This window comes from Bifidobacterium goeldii (assembly GCF_003951095.1).
Lineage (GTDB): Bacteria > Actinomycetota > Actinomycetes > Actinomycetales > Bifidobacteriaceae > Bifidobacterium > Bifidobacterium goeldii.
Window position 1 is genome coordinate 516,512 of sequence record NZ_QXGL01000001.1, and the last position, 16,814, is coordinate 533,325.

Annotated in this window: 7 protein-coding genes; 4 read left to right on the forward strand and 3 right to left on the reverse strand. The window is 57.7% G+C overall.

The features are described 5' to 3' along the window. Nucleotides 1-126: 126 nt before the first annotated feature. Complete coding sequence (locus tag D2E25_RS02380; protein ID WP_164514668.1) at nt 127-3,408, forward strand: tetratricopeptide repeat protein; 3,282 nt, start codon at nt 127-129, stop codon at nt 3,406-3,408. 236 nt (nt 3,409-3,644) lie between these two features. Next, nucleotides 3,645-4,967, forward strand: coding sequence for an ABC transporter substrate-binding protein (locus D2E25_RS02385; RefSeq protein WP_125979832.1), 1,323 nt, complete (start codon nt 3,645-3,647; stop codon nt 4,965-4,967). Between the two features lie 37 nt (nt 4,968-5,004). Here D2E25_RS02385 and D2E25_RS10450 read toward each other — a convergent pair whose 3' ends face one another. Then, nucleotides 5,005-5,175, reverse strand: a complete 171-nt coding sequence (locus D2E25_RS10450; protein WP_164514669.1) for a hypothetical protein — start codon at nt 5,173-5,175, stop codon at nt 5,005-5,007. On the opposite strand from D2E25_RS10450, the gene D2E25_RS02390 reads away from it, so the two are divergent. Further along, on the forward strand, nt 5,174-7,480 hold the full coding sequence (locus D2E25_RS02390) for a beta-galactosidase (RefSeq protein WP_125979422.1): 2,307 nt from the start codon (nt 5,174-5,176) through the stop codon (nt 7,478-7,480). The genes D2E25_RS10450 and D2E25_RS02390 overlap by 2 nt on opposite strands. 99 nt (nt 7,481-7,579) lie before the next feature. Here D2E25_RS02390 and D2E25_RS02395 read toward each other — a convergent pair whose 3' ends face one another. Beyond that, nucleotides 7,580-8,803 (reverse strand): alkaline phosphatase family protein, encoded by a 1,224-nt coding sequence (locus D2E25_RS02395; protein WP_125979834.1) that lies wholly within the window; start codon nt 8,801-8,803, stop codon nt 7,580-7,582. Nucleotides 8,804-8,932: 129 nt separating this feature from the next. Between D2E25_RS02395 and D2E25_RS02400 the strand changes: the two genes are divergently transcribed. Beyond that, nucleotides 8,933-11,626, forward strand: a complete 2,694-nt coding sequence (locus D2E25_RS02400) for a DNA gyrase/topoisomerase IV subunit A (RefSeq protein ID WP_125979423.1) — start codon at nt 8,933-8,935, stop codon at nt 11,624-11,626. A gap of 179 nt (nt 11,627-11,805) precedes the next feature. Here the strand turns inward: D2E25_RS02400 and D2E25_RS02405 are convergent, their stop codons facing one another. After that, nucleotides 11,806-16,785 carry a DEAD/DEAH box helicase gene (locus D2E25_RS02405; RefSeq protein WP_125979424.1) on the reverse strand — a complete coding sequence of 1,660 codons (4,980 nt, stop codon included), beginning with the start codon at nt 16,783-16,785 and terminating at the stop codon, nt 11,806-11,808. Nucleotides 16,786-16,814: the final 29 nt, after the last annotated feature.

Below are 16,814 nucleotides of genomic sequence, written 5' to 3' on the forward strand. Positions count from 1 at the left end.
TGATTCTCTGATCATCTTTCAATAATCCAAGAGCATTTTTTATAAATTCAAGCCTTCGTTTTGGCCATACCGTTGATGGTGACAGCGCAGTCGACGATAACAACACAGCCAACGAAGGAGTTCGCCATGTCACACCATCCCGTGACCGTCGAGGCCACCACGATGATCATCCCTACCTATGAGCCGCCTACACCCGACGAAATGCCGATGTATTCGGAGTTCCGCCAGCATCAAGGCTCCACCGGATACGCTTATCCGAACCGTGTGACTCTGGGTGTTGAACGTGAGAAGCTCACCGACCATGAGTACAAGGTTGTTCGCTTGGAGAACGACTACATCCGCCTGCTGATCCTGCCCGAGCTCGGCGGCCGCATTCTCGAAGGCTACGACAAGGTCAACGACTACAACTTCCTCTACCGTCATCATCGCATTAAGCCGGTGATCGTCGGCTCCTACGGCAACTGGATTTCCGGCGGCATGGAGTTCAACTTCCCGTTCCATCACCGCCCGGGCACGTGGATGCCCGTCGACTACAGCATCGAGAAGCTCGACGACGGTACCGTAATCGTCTGGTGTTCCGAGGCAGCCCCCTCGCCGGGCCAGTACCGTCTCAAGGGCACGTGGGGCGTCAAGCTGCGCCCGGACGTGTCGTATTACGAGACCGTGGTGAAGATCGACAACCGTACACCAATCAAGAAGCCGTTCCTGTGGTATGAGAACGCGGGCATTCACGTCAATGCCAACTATCAGCTGTTCTTCCCGCAGGACGTCGGCTACGTGCACCACCACTACGACCGCCATCACGCCACTTTCCCAATCACCAAGGGCTGGTATGCGGTCGAGAACCATGAGGAAGAAACCGACATCAGCATCCACAAGAACACGATCAAGGGCAACTCGTATTTCGCAGCTCCCTCGAAATACGACTTCTTCGGCGGCTACGACCATGACCGCGATTGCGGCACCGTACATGTGGCCGACCATCATATGGTGCCCGGCAAGAAGCAGTTCATGTGGGCGCTGGAGGATCTGGGCGACGCGTGGAACGCGAACCTAACCGACAACGACGGCGAGCATGCCGAGCTCATGGCCGGCGCTTACTCGGATGACCAGCCGGACTTTACCTACATTGCACCGTATGAGGTAAAAACTTGGTCGCAGTACTGGTACCCGATTCACGGCACTAAGGCACCGACCTTCGCGAACCTCCACGGCGTAATCAACCTCGACAAGACTAACGGCGAGGTGCGCGTGGCTGTTACCAAGAGCGTCAAGAACGCGCTACTCGAAGTGCTCGATGGCGATGATGTTGTACTGCGTGAGACCGTCACGCTCAACCCGGGCGATTATCGAGAGTTCGACGTGGCGCTGCCTGCCGACAAGTACACACTGCGCTTGACCGCTGCTGATGGCACCGTGCTCATGGATTACACGGAGGACAAGCCCGACGTGCTGCGCATTCCTGAAGACAACACTGGCATCCCCACGCCACACGAGCTCGGCAGCGCGCAGGAAATCTACATGGCCGGCGCGCACATCGACCAGTACCGCGATCCGGCGTTCAGGGGCCGCGACTACTACACGGTGGCGCTCGAACGCGACCCAGAGCATTTGCCTTCCCTGCTCGCCATGGCCGAGGATCGTTACAACAACGCCCTGTATGACGAGGCGCTGGCGTATCTGCGCCGCGCCGACAAGGTGCTCAACCGTTACAATCATAATCCGTACGACGGCACGTACAGCTATCTCAAGGCCTTGTGCGAATACGGTAAGGGCATGGTCGACGAAGCCTACGAGACATTCTTCAAGGCAGCGTGGAGCAATAACGTGATCTCCCCCGCTATGACTTACATCGCCGGCATCGATGGTCAGCGCGGAGACTGGGCAAAAATGAAGGAGCACGCCGAGCAGGCGCTCAAGAAGGAGGCCGACCACGCCATCTGCGGCACCTACAAGGCCATCGCCGACATCAAACTTGGCAACCGCGAAGCCGGTCTCGCCGCGCTCGAAGACATCATCGCACGCGATCGACTCGACCATCTGGCACGATTCGCCTACCTGCACTATTCAGGCGGCGACCTGGGCGACTTCTATTCGATTCTGCTGAGCAACCCCGCACAAACCATCCTCGACGTCACGTTCGATCTACTGCTCGCCGGGTTGAAGAGTGAAGCCGTGGCCCTGCTCGAAGGCGCCAAGCTCGCCGGACAGGCCACCACAATGACCCACTACGTGCTCGCCTACGTCTATGACCTGCTGGGCAAGGGCGAGGCGGCCGCCGCAAACCGCAAGGCCGTGTCCGACAGTCCGATCGTGGACGTATTCCCCTACCGTCTCGAAGAGCTGCCAGTGCTGCGCGCGGCTGTCGATGCCGACCCGAGCGACTATACCGCCGCCTACCTGTACGGATGCCTGCTGTACGACAAGCTGCAGTACACAGCCGCTGCCGAACAGTGGAAGCGCGTCACCGAACTCAAGCCTGATTTCTACATCGGCTGGCGCAACCTCGCGATCGCCTACTACAGCAAGCTCGATCGCCGCGAGGAGGCGCTGGAGCTCATGAAGCGTGCCTGCAAGGCCAAGCCGAAGGACGATACGCTCGTGCGCGAGACCAACTACGTGGCCGCACGCCTCGGCGTCGACGGGCATGAACGGCTTGACTGGCTGCTCGCCAACCTGCCCGAACACCCCTCCGACACGCTCACCTGGGATCTAGCCGACGCGTACAGCAACGTGTTCGACTTCGACAAGGCGCTCGACGTGCTGCACAATCATGAATTCGTGGCCGCCGAATGCCAGGAGACGTACCTGACCGAATCGTACACGTTCGCCCTATGCTGCAAGGGGCGGCTGCTCGAACGCGAAGGCAAGGTCGAAGAGGCGCTCGAATGCTACAAGAACGCGCAGATCATCCCGGCGAACTTCCGCGCAGGCTGGTGGGACACCCAACAGCTCTACTACGCGCGCTGGTTCGAGGCGGAAGCGCTGCACCGTCTCGGCCGCGAGGACGAGGCGCGCGAGGCAGCAAAACGCATCCTGCCGTTCATCCACAGCAACTACAGCCCTTACATGGGCCCGGAAACCGACTATTATGCGGCGCTCGCCGAACGTCTGCTCGGTGACAATGTGCTCTCGCGCAAGCATCTGAGCGCCTCCGTGGTCAAGTGGGAACAGGATGCGCTCGACGACCGCGACCGCAAGCCGATCGTCACCTCACTGCACCTATCGTTCGTACCCGACGCGGTGAGCGAACACAAGGCAGAGACGGTGCGCGCGCTCGCTTACAGCCGTCTGTTCTTTAACGACAAGGCCGGTGCCCGCGAACTGTTCGAGAAGAGCCTGAAGCTCAACCCAGACAATCCGAAGGCACGCTTCGAGCTGCATCTGCTGGATCTTGACGGCGAGTGACATCGAGTAGCAGCATCCGTTCACAGTGCGCCAACAGACAACAGCTTGGCGCACTGTGAGCAACCAGCAATCGTTACCAGGTGAGCATTTTTTATATATAACAGCGTAGAAATCATGAATTTTGGGCTTGTATAACACCATATTCTGAAAGTACTTCGCGAACGACAAACACATATCAAGCACACATCATCATCGGGCATCCAACGGCGGATTAGCCCAATTACAAGGAGGTAATGATGAAGCGAATGATGAAGGCGACAGCAATGGTCGCCACGGCGGCGATGCTAATTCCACTGGCGGCCTGCGGATCATCCAGCGGCGGCACATCCGCTGCTGACGAGGACGCCTCAGGTGAGATCACCATCTGGGGTTGGGGCAACGGCATGAAGGAAGTCATTGCCGGTTTCGAGAAGAAATACCCCAACATCACCGTCAAATACACACCTATCGGCACCGGCAACGAAGTCGCTAAAGCACTCAATAACGCTATTGAAGCCGGCAAAGGCGCCCCTGACGTGACGATGCTGCTCAGCACCGACGTCTCCAAGTACGCGCAGGAGGGCAGCATCGCCGACCTGAGTTCGTTCGGCGCCGCTGATCTTGGTAACGATTTCGCCCCCGGTATTTGGAACCAGTCACAATTCGGTGGCAAGCCTTATGCCATGCCGATTGGTGGCGGCCCAATGGCGTTCTTCTACAACAAGGAGGTATTCGACGAGGCTGGCATCAGCGAACCGCCGACGACTTGGGACGAGTATTACGAGGATGCGAAAAAGATTCGCGCGCTCGGCGGCGACCACTACATCACCAACGCTGCTGGCGATCGCGATAGTTACGCTGAATTCAACGCGATGATCTGGCAGATGGCCGCCCACCCGTTCACCCTCAAGGACGATCATCTGACCATTGATCTGACCGGCGATAAACAGGTGCAGAAGTATATCGAATTCCAACAGAAGCTTATCGACGAAGATCTCGTCAACCCCAACATCCGTAATTGGACTGACGACTGGTTCCGCAGCCTCGGCGACGGATCAACCGCTTCTCTTGCCGTTGGCGCATGGATGCCTGGCAATCTGGAATACAGTGCAGCCGAAGGTAAGGGCAAGTGGCGTGTAGCTCCAATTCCGCAGTGGGATCCCGATCATCCGCTCAATGCTGAGGATGGTGGCTCAGTGTTCGCCATTCCAACACAATCCAAAAAGCAGGCGGCCGCATGGAAATTCATCGAATACTCCACGCATGATCCGGAAGGTACGCAGATTCTTGTAGATATCGGTAACTTCCCTGCACTGAAGTCGATTCTTAACAGCAGCAAGTTCACTGATCAGACCAACGAGTACTTCGGCGGTCAGAACGTCAACAAGGTTCTTTCGGAAGCGGCGCAAACGGATTCCAAGTCCTACCAGTTCCTGCCGTTCAGCGCCTACGCACAATCGATCTTCGGCGATCATCTCTCCAAGGCGTATCAAGGCGAAGTCTCACTTGAGGACGCAGTCTCCTCCTACCAGGATGCACTCATCAAATATGCCAAAGAGCAGGGCTACCAAGTCAACTAACCAACTCTGTGAGCACCGCTGAAATCGTCAGCCATCCTCACACCACAACAACAGACTTTCGCTCGAGACACTTCTCTACTGTCTCCTTGAAGTCAATCGGGCGAATCCCGGCGTCTATCGCCGGAGCGGCGGCCGTGCCGATCACACGGCCGCCGTAATTATCAATCATCATCACAACGGTGCAGCGATGCACAGGAGCAACACTCATGAACCACACTCTCGACCTGACCGGCTTCGACGCGAAGGCCATCACCCCGTTCCCCATCGTCCGCGACGGTTGGAGCACCGCGCCTGACGGCACCGGCATTGACTTCACGAACTACTACATGACTTTTGATGGCAAACCGTTCTACGGTGTGTGCGGCGAATTCCACTATTCGCGTATGGACCCCTCCCGCTGGGATGAGCAGCTGGCGAAAATGGTGGCCGGCGGCATTAACGTGGTGGCCACGTACGTGTTTTGGAACCATCACGAGGAGCATGAGAACGTCTGGAACTTTACCGGCCGGCGTAATCTGCGTCGTGTCATCAAACTGTGCGGCAAGCATGGTCTGAAAGTCATTATCCGCTTGGGACCGTTCGACCACGGCGAGGTGCGCAACGGTGGCGTACCCGACTGGGTGTACGGCAAGCCATTCGAGGCGCGTTCCGTTAACCCGGGCTTCCTGGAATTGGCGCGCGACCTGTATGCGCATATCGCCAAGCAGATCGAAGGCCTCTACTTTAAGGATGGCGGGCCGATCATCGCCGCGCAGCTTGACAACGAGTACATGCACTCCTCCTCCCCGTGGGAAATGACCACCGGTATCACCAACGAATGGGTGCCCGGCGGCCACGACGGTTTCGACTATGTGCACGCGCTGCGTCGAATCGCCGAAGAAGAGGGCATTTCTGCACCGTTCTATACGAATACTGGCTGGGGTGGTTCCCCTGTTCCCGATGACGTGCTGCCATTGTGGGGCGGCTACGCGTACCGTCCGTGGCTGTTTTACGCGGGACCGGGCGAGCACCCAATCACTGACGAATACTTGTACCGAGATTTTCACTCCGATGATTGCCCGCGAGGTGAATCGTTCGCGCCAACCTATGCGCCGGCGAGCAAACCGTACGCGTGTTGCGAGATGGGTGGCGGCATGTTCAGCTCCTACAACTACCGCTTTATCCTGCCAATGAAGTCGGTTGACGCGATGGCGAATATCAAAATGGCGTCCGGCTGCAATTTCCTCGGCTACTACATGTATCAGGGCGGTTCGAACCCGATCGGCGACGGCATCTATCTCAACGAAGGCCAGCTGCCGAAGATCTCCTACGATTTCCAAGCAGCATTGGGCGAGTTCGGTCAAACGCGCGAATCGTACCGCCGCTTGAAGGCCTTGCACTATTTTGGTTTGGCGTTTGGCGAGCGCCTGTGCCCGCTGGGCGTAGTCGTGCCGCAAGGCCAAAGCGAGATCGATCCGACGGATGTGAACACGCTGCGTTGGTGTGTGCGTACCGATGGGCAGCGCGGTTTCGTGTTCATCGACAATTTCCAGGATCACGCCTCGACGCCAGCCAAGCACGGCGAGACGATTACGGTCACGCTTGCGGACGGTTCGCCGGTCGTCTTCGATGGGATCGGTCTTGCGCCCGACGAGAACTGCATGCTGCCATTCAATATGGATTTGGACGGCGTCACGCTCGAGGCAGCCACAGCTCAGCCGGTTACGGTGATTCGCACGCCGGGTGCTGCAACGCGCACGTTCGTGTTCTTGAAGCCCGAGGGCATGGATGACTGCTGGTTCCGTTTTGCTAATGGTACTGTGCGGCATATCACTGAGGATCGTGCGCTGTTCGACGTTGCTGACGATGAGGGCCATGCCGCGTCGATTCTGTGCGTGAGCCGTGCGGACGCTGATTCGATGACAGTGCTCGACGGCGAAGCACTGGTGTTCGCTGGCGACGCAGTGGAGCAGGATGCTGATCGCCCCTCCATTGTTAACGGTGGTGCGGCGGTCTACCAGCTTGGAGATCGCGTGGTAGTCGAGTCGACACAGCCGAGTGTTGCGGTATCAACCTATCCGGCTAACTATCTTGCAGGCGTGAGCGTGGATGATAAGCCTGTTCGCTTGGGCGTTGACGTGAGCGATCGCGTGCAGCCCACTGTGCGCCGTGTGACTGATACCCGTTATGCGATCGAGCTGCCGTCCGATTGGTTGGAAGGCGATGGTGTGACGGACGCTCTGCTGCGCATCAGCTATTCGGGTGACGTTGGCTGGCTGTGGTGCGGTAGCGTGCTGCTTGATGATAACTTCTGCAACGGTGATGTGTGGGAGATCGGTCTCAAAGAATACGCGCAGCTGATAGCAGATAACCGCAATCAGCTGGTGCTCACCATCACGCCTATTCGCGAGGGAGCCAATGTGAACGTCGAATCTTCCATGGCTGCGCGCATGGAAAATGCCGACAGTATGGTTGCCGGTCTTCAGTCCGTACAACTGCAGCCGGTGTACACCGCGCGCTTCGCTAAGGCGTAGCAAGTAGCAAGAATAGAACTGGCGACAGAGTCGAATACCGAAAGTGTTTTCGACTCTGTCGCTTCAATTTGCCACGTTATCGAGTTATCTCGTTATCGATCACGCCATATCAATCAGGCATGGAATATCCATTTCCAGAGCAGTTTGCGAACCATGAACGCTAGGCAAGCGTGTTGCCTTATCGGTTTGAATGCGCGAATCGACCAGCGTCACATGCTCGGCAGCCGACACCATCACATCGCCAATCATCGGCTCTATTCGCGGGTCAACTGGACCAAACAATCCCTGTTCAAACGCTTGACGCTTCGTACGCACCAACGCCAAATCGCCGAGCCGTTCGCGCCACCGATGCGCAATATCCTGCGGATCAACACCATCTTCGGCATACAACATCAGCGAGCGCGGCTCTCCGCCAACCATCGCCACACCGGCGCACAATGTTGGCTCCCCCGCAATATCAATACGCTGCTGCGGGTCAGCACTCACCATGCCGTGATCAGCAGTAATAACAATCAGCGTGCCTTTCGGCGCAAGCCTGCGCAGTTGAGCCAACTGATCATCGATACGTTCAAACACTGCAACCCAGCTTTCCGACTCCCATCCGGAAGCATGGCCAACTTTGTCAGCATCGCGAATATACAAGTACGTTAAGCCTGGTGTACGCGCGGATTCACATGCTGCGCGAATACGGTCACTAGGCTTTAACCCACCTACGTAATCAGCTCCACGCAATGCAGCTCGCGTAAGCGGTGAGTCAGCAAACTTTGGCAATCCGCAACTGGTAACGCGTACATCCTGCGCGCGCAATTGTTCAAACACCGTAGGTTGACGCTGTAAATCTGTTGGTTCTGGCGCGTTTTTGAATTGAATAAGCTGCGCGAGTTCGCCGGTACTATTGTTGCGCTGCGTATATCCCGCCATGCCGGTTAACCCTGGGCAAGTTCCAGTACCAAAAGATGCCATTGCGGCAACCGTAGTGCTCGGCGCGCAAGTAGAAATGGGCCGTTGGTTGATGCTTTCGCGCATTAGCGAGCGCAAGTAGGGACTGTGCCCGAGGCGGATTCTCAGGTTCCAATAACCGAGCCCGTCTACGAGTACGACGATGGCATGACTTGCTTCAGGCAAGCCTAATGCGCGTTGTGCTGCCTGTGGATCATGATGAATTGCGGTAGACGTTGGATGCCCGATTGCTGCTGATATTGCAGGCAGTACAGCCGATAGATGCAATACTCCCCCGCGCCCACTCTTGGGAGCATCATCCGAATACTGCACTGTGTCTACAATGCGTAGCAACTCGTTCATATCCGCAATATCATCGTTCATACTCACCATTCAATCACCGTGCAACGAAAACGCTCCGCGTTCACTAGGCATTGGCTTGGCCGGCATATTCGATAGTATGGTGCGGTTGGAATCTCATCGCATCGACTGTTGTATCGAGGAGCGTCGTTCATGGCACATCGCAAACCGGCTCAACCGGCTTTTGACCCGCGCACGGTCAAGGAGCATATCGTTGAAACGCCGTTGAACGAGGAAATGAGCAAATCATTCCTCGAATATGCGTATTCGGTGATTTATGCGCGCGCATTGCCTGATGCGCGTGATGGTTTGAAGCCAGTACAGCGGCGCATCGTATACCAGATGGGTGAAATGAACCTGACGCCGGACCGCGCGTACATGAAGTCAGCGCGTGTGGTCGGCGAGGTTATGGGTAAACTGCACCCGCATGGTGATTCAGCGATCTATGAGGCGATGGTGCGTCTGGCGCAACCGTTCGCCATGCGTTTGCCATTAGTGGATGGTCACGGTAATTTTGGCTCGCTCGATGATGGTCCGGCAGCATCCCGTTACACTGAGGCTCGTCTCGCTCCAGCGGCACTGGGCATGAACGCTGATATTGACGAGGATACTGTTGATTTCACGCCGAATTATGACAATAAGCTCAAGGAGCCGACTGTACTGCCGGCTGCGATTCCAAACCTGCTGGTCAACGGTGGTTCAGGTATTGCAGTAGGCATGGCTACGAATATGGCCACGCACAATCTGGGCGAGACAGTGGCCGCAGCAAAGCATCTGATGGCGCATCCTGACGCGTCACTCGAAGAGCTGATGCGTTACTTGCCGGGGCCGGACTGGCCGGGCGGCGGTATCATCATTGGCCTCGATGGTATTCGTGACGCGTATGCGAACGGCCGTGGCACAGTGACCACGCGTTCCGCTACGCATATTGAGAACGTAACCGCGCGTAAAAAGGCGATCGTCGTAACAGAGTTGCCGTTTATGGTTGGCCCTGAACGCGTGCTGGAGCGCATCTCTGAAGGCGTGAAGAACCGTAAGCTCGAAGGTATTTCTGGTGCTATCGATCTGACTGACCGTCACAACGGCACGCGTTTGGTTATTGAGATCAAAACTGGTTTTGACCCGAATGCAGTGTTGGCACAGCTGTTCCGTCACACGCCGCTTGAGGATAATTTCACGATCAACAACGTGGCGCTGGTTGATGGCCGCCCGCATACGATGGGTCTGAAAGAGATGCTTGAAGTGTGGATCAAGCATCGTCGTACTGTGGTGCGCCGTCGCAGTGAATTCCGCCGCAAGAAGGCGTTGGAACGACTGCACTTGGTTGAAGGCTTGCTGCTCGCGATGGTGGATATCGACGAGGTCATCCAGGTGATCCGTTCCTCCGATGATGCTGACGCGGCGAAAACTCGTTTGATGGCTGTTTTTGACCTTGATGATATTCAAGCGCAGTACATTCTGGATTTGCGTTTGCGCAGGCTTACTCGCATGAGCCGTATCGAGCTTGAAGCAGAACGTGATGATTTGAAGCGCCGCATTGAAGAACTGGATCGGATTCTTGCTTCAAGTACCGAACTCGATACAGTGGTGGTGCGTGAAATGGATGAGGCTGTCGCCCAGTGGGGTTCGCCGCGGCGCACCGTACTGTTGGATTCTGGCCCAGATGGTGAGTTGACGCCGGTTGTGGCGCATGGAGCCGATGGTGTTTCTGCTTCCGCACTAGCAGCGGTGAACGCCGCGAATACGGTGTCGAATGCTGCAGCTGATGTGGCGGCTGCAGCGGCTGCGCGTAAGGCTGGTGAGCAGGAGGCTGCTGCCGCCGCATTACAGATCGACGATGAGCCGTGCGCAGTTATGATCAGCGCTTCTGGTCTTATCGCGCGTACTACTACGTCCGCATTGGATGTGTGGCAGGCGCGTACTGCGTCGGGGCCACGAGCGGCAGACGATCAGATTACTGCGATTTTCCGCACGTCAACGCGTGCCACGTATGCGTTGATCACGTCAGCCGGACGTTTGGTGTTGGCTCATGTGGCGGACCTTCCAGCATTGCCCGCGTCGGACGTGTTGAGTGTGTCAGGTGGCGTGCGCGCTGATGAGCTGCTGTCGATGACAGAAAGCACTGATCCAGTGCCCGGCGAACATGTGGTGACAGCTATCCCCATGGAAGCACCAACTGACAGTGATGCCGACGACGATAAGGCGGGCTCCGCACTGCCGCCATTGGCGATTGGTACGCGTGCTGGCGTAGTAAAGCGCTGGAATCGCGAAGCGCCAACGACGATGGATTCGTGGTCAGTGATTGATTTGAAGGATGATGATCGTGTGGTGTTCGCAGCTAATGCTGCTGACGAGGACCGTATCGTGTTCGTTTCTTCAGATTCGTCACTGCTGACGTTTGAAGCGTCGGCTGTGCGCCCGCAAGGCCGTACTGCTGGTGGTATGGCTGGTATTCGTTTGGCACAAGATTGCACGGTGGTTGCGTTTAACGTGATTCCGGCTGGCAAGATTGCTTGGACGTATGAGGAAGGCGATAATGGCTTGTTCTCTGCATCCGGCGCGGTAGTGCTCACTGTTGCTGGCGATGCTGAGGCGCTACCCGGCACAGAGAATGGTGCTGCTAAGGTGACTCCGTTGGAAATGTACCCGACCAAGGGGCGTGCCACTGGTGGTGTGCGTTCGCAGCGCTTCTTGAAGGGGCAGAATACGTTGGTGTTTGCTTGGGTGGGTATGTACCCGTTGCATGCGTCGACTGAGGGTGGCTCTCCGGTGGAATTGCCGAAGCCGGATATGCGCCGTGATGCTTCTGGCGTGGATTTGACTGCGCCGATCACGTACTGCGCGTAGCGCGCACGCGTACGCTATGCCGTGTTTTTTCTAACGGGTGGTATGTCGTTCGATGAGCGATATACCACCCGTTTTATGTATCTCCAATGGTGTTGTTCTTGTTTTCAACTCCGTGCGCGACTGGGCTTGACTGGAGCCGACTGGAGTCGACTGAAGCTGGTTGTTTTCCTAGCTGAGGCTTACCGACACAGTTTCATGCCTTGGGGTGAAGGTGTGAAACCTGCGGCGTGAAGAATATGGCTTTCCTCCGCTAATCGGTTCAACGGTATGCCGTTGAGGTCAATGAAGCTTACGCTTGATGGAATGTGACGTGGCAAAGCGAATGCAAGTTCAGCGCAGGCTGCTCTCAGTTGTGTATTGCTCGTGTGAAACGCCAGCAGATGATGACTTTTCGGCGTGGCGAACAATACGAGTTCGCCCTGATGCAATACCACATATCCGCCTGCGCGCCGACTTGGCTTAGTCGTTTTCGACGATGGTTTGCCTGCCAGTGACTGATCCGGCGGCACCATCTCTTTGCTGCTCTGCTCCAATTGTTTATCGGCTTGGGCATGTGACGCTGCAGTAATGGCTGGCCATTCGATAGCGGAGCCGTAAAGGTTGGCTGGGTCGTTGACGTCGAGCGTCACGTATGATGCTCCCCGTTGCGGATCGGCGTCGCGCAGCATATCGACAGTGTCTCGTGCCGCAAATTGCGCCGCACCAAAGCCACGCACGAACATGCCGCGTGTCAGCAGACCGTGCTCCTCCATGCGGCGCAGCACGGGGTACAGGCCGGAGTATCCGCCGTTGACATCTTCGCGTTCTACCAGTGGTTGTGCGATGACGCCGTATCGGTCAAGTAGTGCCTCCGCTAGTTCGATGGCTCGGCGTTCCGGTGTAGCCGGGTCTACTGTCATGTCCGAATCAAACGCGGTTCCAGAATCCACCGTTGTTTGTGAAGCAACTGATGTGCACGCGGCAACAGATGACCATAATCCTCCCAAGGTCATCGGCGTGGGAGGGGTCATGCGGATACGCCGCCGCGTTGAACGTGCGGGAGCCCGAACCGGTCTTGCGGGTGTGCCCAACGCTCGCAGCGGAGCAAAGGAGCTGTTGGTCACCTTTCCCTGCCACACGAGTGACCATAAGGCTTCTTCGAACTGCGTGTTTGACCAAGGCGGCGTGGTGATCTCCCCGGTGACGGGATCTACTGTCTCCGGATTGGAGTCCTGCCACAGCCGTCTGGTCATGGCCGCCAACTGATCGGCACGATAGGCTCCTGATGATGCGAGTGAGCGCATGATGGCATCGGGAATGGTGACTACTGTGTCATCTGCCGTACTGTTATCGTCACCGTTGCCGCCATGCGTGTCCTCACCTGTCCACAGCAGTGCGGAATCGGCCGGGTGGAAGGCGATTCGCCCCGGTTCGCCAGCTTTGGTGCCGGCTGACTTCGAGCCAACCCATACGATGTCGCCCGCCGCAAGCAGTTCATCGAGCATGGCCGGCTGATAGTCGCGCACACGCGTCGGTAGCACGGATCGCTCCCAAACAGCTGGCGACAATGCCACACCCTCCAACTGTTCTAGGACGCGCATCAGCCCATCGATACCCTCGTAGTGTTCTCCCCCGATAGGGCCAATCCCCTGCCGTTCCAGCAGAAACGCCTGATACGTCTGCGGGCTTACTGGCTTGATGGCCTTGCGCGCTTTGGACAGCGACAGCGCGCGGATACGTCGGAACACTTCGCGGTGCAGCCATTGTACTGGCTCGGTACGCGTCTTCCCCGTCACGTCTGCATGATCGTCATGATCGTCGCGGGTGAAGATGCCGTTGATCAGATCCCCGCGTTGTTTCAGCTCGTCGAGCGCGTGCACGGCTTCGACCGTGGGAATGCCCGTATCGGCGATGAGCTGGTCGGCGGTGAATGGCCCATGCGTTTTCGCGTATCGGCTGACCCGCCCAACGATGTCATCAGCGTCAAGTTCATTCCAGAAGGTGCGGTCTTCCATCTGGCGAGTCACTTCGGCGATTACTTCCGGATCAAGCACGGTTGACATGTCGGTGTCGCCCAGCAGCTTCTCCAAGACCTGCGGATCCATGGATAGTAACTGCGCTGAGCGTTCGGCTTGTGGCACGTCGTACTGGTACATGACCGTGCCCACGAATCCGAACAACAGGTTCTCCGCGAACGGTGACGGAGTCTGCGTGGTCGTATCTATAAGTGTGACAGAACCATTGTCGATAGCGGACATCACTGCGCGCAAGGCCGGAAGGTCGTATACGTCCTGCAAGCATTCGCGCGCGGTTTCCAATAACAACGGGAAATTGTGCTTCATCCGAGCGGCGTTGAGCAGTTGCGCGGCTCTGAGTCGCTGCTGCCATAGCGGCACGCGTTTGCCGGGTTCGGTGCGTGGCAGGTAGAGCGATCGGGCGGCGCATTCGCGGAATCGTGCAGCAAACAGCACGGTTTGCCCGACCTGCGTTTCGATAATGTGCTGTAGTTCCTCGATGTCGAAGGTGATCAGCTGCTTGATGGGTATCGTGCCTTCGCCTTGCGGCAGTCGGAAGACGATACCATCATCTGCAGCATAGGTCTGCCCGTCGAAGCCATATCGTTGTTTCAGTCGGGCGTCGATGGCCATCGCCCATGGTTCGTGGACGCGCCGGCCGTACGGCGAGTGGATGATTACACGCCAATCGCCTTCCTCGTCGGGGCATCGTTCGATGACCAGATGGCGGTCATCGGGAACGACGGTCGTGGCTGCCCGCTGTTCGCCAAGCAATCGTGCTAGATTGTCGATCGCATTGTCGTCAAGCCCGTCGTCTTTCAGCCGCGATCGGGTATCCACATCGAATCGCGGGCCTGCTTCGCGCCTGTAATCGTTGGCATCGTCATGCCTATTGCGATTGACATCATTGGTTTGAAGCCCCTGTGCAGCTTCACGCAGGAACCGTCCGAGCGCACAGCCGAATCCGTAGTCGCGGCCGGCGCCTTCGCCATGCCAGAACGGCAGCCGCGCTGTCCGCCCGGGCGCAGGCGTTACGATAACCCTGTCGCGTGTGATTTCCTGTATCTGCCAGGTGGAGGTGCCGAGTGTGATCACATCGCCGACTCGTGACTCGTAGACCATTTCCTCGTCGAGTTCGCCGACGCGGCGTGGCCCTTTGCCAGCATCTGCCTCGGGCAGGACGACAGTGTATAGGCCGCGGTCGGGGATCGTACCACCGCTGGTGACCGCCAATCGTTGCGCGCCGGGGCGTGCAGCAATGACGTTATCGTCATGGTTCCACATGAGCGGCGGCCGGAATGCGGTGAACTCCTCGTCGGCATATGCGCCAGTCAGCATGCCCATGACCGCATCAAACATATCGCGACTCAGTTCAGCAAAGGGCGCCGCGCGGCGTACGGTCGCATACCATTCGTCGGGTTTGATGTCGCCCATTGCAGCTGCGGCCACTGTCTGTTGAGCGAGCACGTCGAGCGGGTTACGCGGCACCGACAACGGTTCGATGGCACCAGCCTTCATGCTTTCGATCGAAGCGGCGACTCCAATGATCTGTTCGCGGGTGAGCGGGTAGAACAATGCATGTGAGACGCCGCCGACGCGATGGTCGGCACGTCCAACACGTTGTAGTCCGGAGGAGACGGACAATGGCGGCGCGATCTGAATGACCAGGTCGACCGACCCCATGTCAATGCCCAGTTCGAGGCTGCTGGTTGCTACAACGCAGCGCAATGCTCCACGCTTGAGTTTTTCCTCGATCTGCTTGCGACGATCCTTGGATACTGACCCGTGGTGTGCCATCGCGATCACATCATCCGGTTCGTGCGATTGGACGAGCATGGTTGTCGAGCCGACCACTGCATCGTAGTGTTCAGCAAATCCTTCACGCCCTTCTGGCGATGTGATGTGCTGTCCAGTACCGCGCATGTCGGCATACATATCGTTGAACCGGGCGGTGAGCTTTTCCGCCAATCCTCGCGAGTTGACGAACACCAGCGTAGTGTGATGGGCGAGGATCTCGTCAAGCACACTGCGTTCGACCACTGGCCAGATCGACCCTGAGGTCTGGTCGCCGGCCGCGCCGACCAGATCCACGGAATCATGGCCGATCTGCGAATCTGAACCGATGCCGCCCGCAGTCTTGGAATCTAGCTCCCCTTCCATACTGTTTCGGTCTGTGACCGGGATGATGCCACGCCTTTCGGCAAGCCGTTGCATGGCGGGAGTGATGCCGGAGATACGTGGAGCCGACGAACCGCTGCTTATACCGCCGGCTCGATTGCCGGCGTTAGCGGATTGCAGGTCGCGCATGTTCTCGAGTGGTTCAACCACGCGCAGGTCCATCGCCGGATGAGATCCAGGGTTGATGATGCTCACCGGCCGTGCGCCAGCCAGGAATCGTGCAGCTTCTTGCGGTGGATTCACGGTTGCGGACAAGCCGATGCGCTGTGCGGGCTTGTCAAGCAATGCATCAAGCCGTTCCAAGCTCAAGGCGAGATGCGCACCGCGTTTGGTACCAGCCACCGCATGCACTTCGTCCACGATCACCGTGTTTACGGTAGCGAGAATGCGCCGCGCCTTGGAGGTAAGTAGCAGGTATAACGATTCTGGCGTGGTGACGAGGATGTCCGGCGGATGCGAGACGATCGCGCGACGCTCCTGCGGCGTGGTGTCGCCGCTGCGTGTCGCCACGGTGACGTTCGGCGCTTGAAGCCCCATATCGCGGCATTCGGCGGCGATGCCTTCAAGCGGCGCTTGAAGGTTCTTTGCCACGTCGACCGCCAGCGCCTTCAACGGTGATACGTACAGCACTTTGACGCCTTTGGCCATAGCGTGCTTGCGTCTTGGACGAGCTCGACGCCCCGACTTCCCGTTCGAGACAGCATCCGATTCGTTTGCCGGCATAACCACCGCATCATCGCCAGGATTGTCGTGAGCATCGGCGATATGCTCGGGCGCGGAACGTGCGGCGTGCTCCCCCATAAGCCGGTCGATCGCCGAAAGGAACGCGGACAGGGTCTTGCCGGATCCGGTGGGCGCGATCACCAGCACATTCCCGCCCGAATGGATCGCCGGCCACGCGCCTTGCTGCGCCTCAGTCGGCGACCCGAACGCATGTTTGAACCACGCCCTAGTGGGCTCTGAGAACAAGTCCAAACATTCGTACATACGTTCGATTATGACAGTCACCACAGACC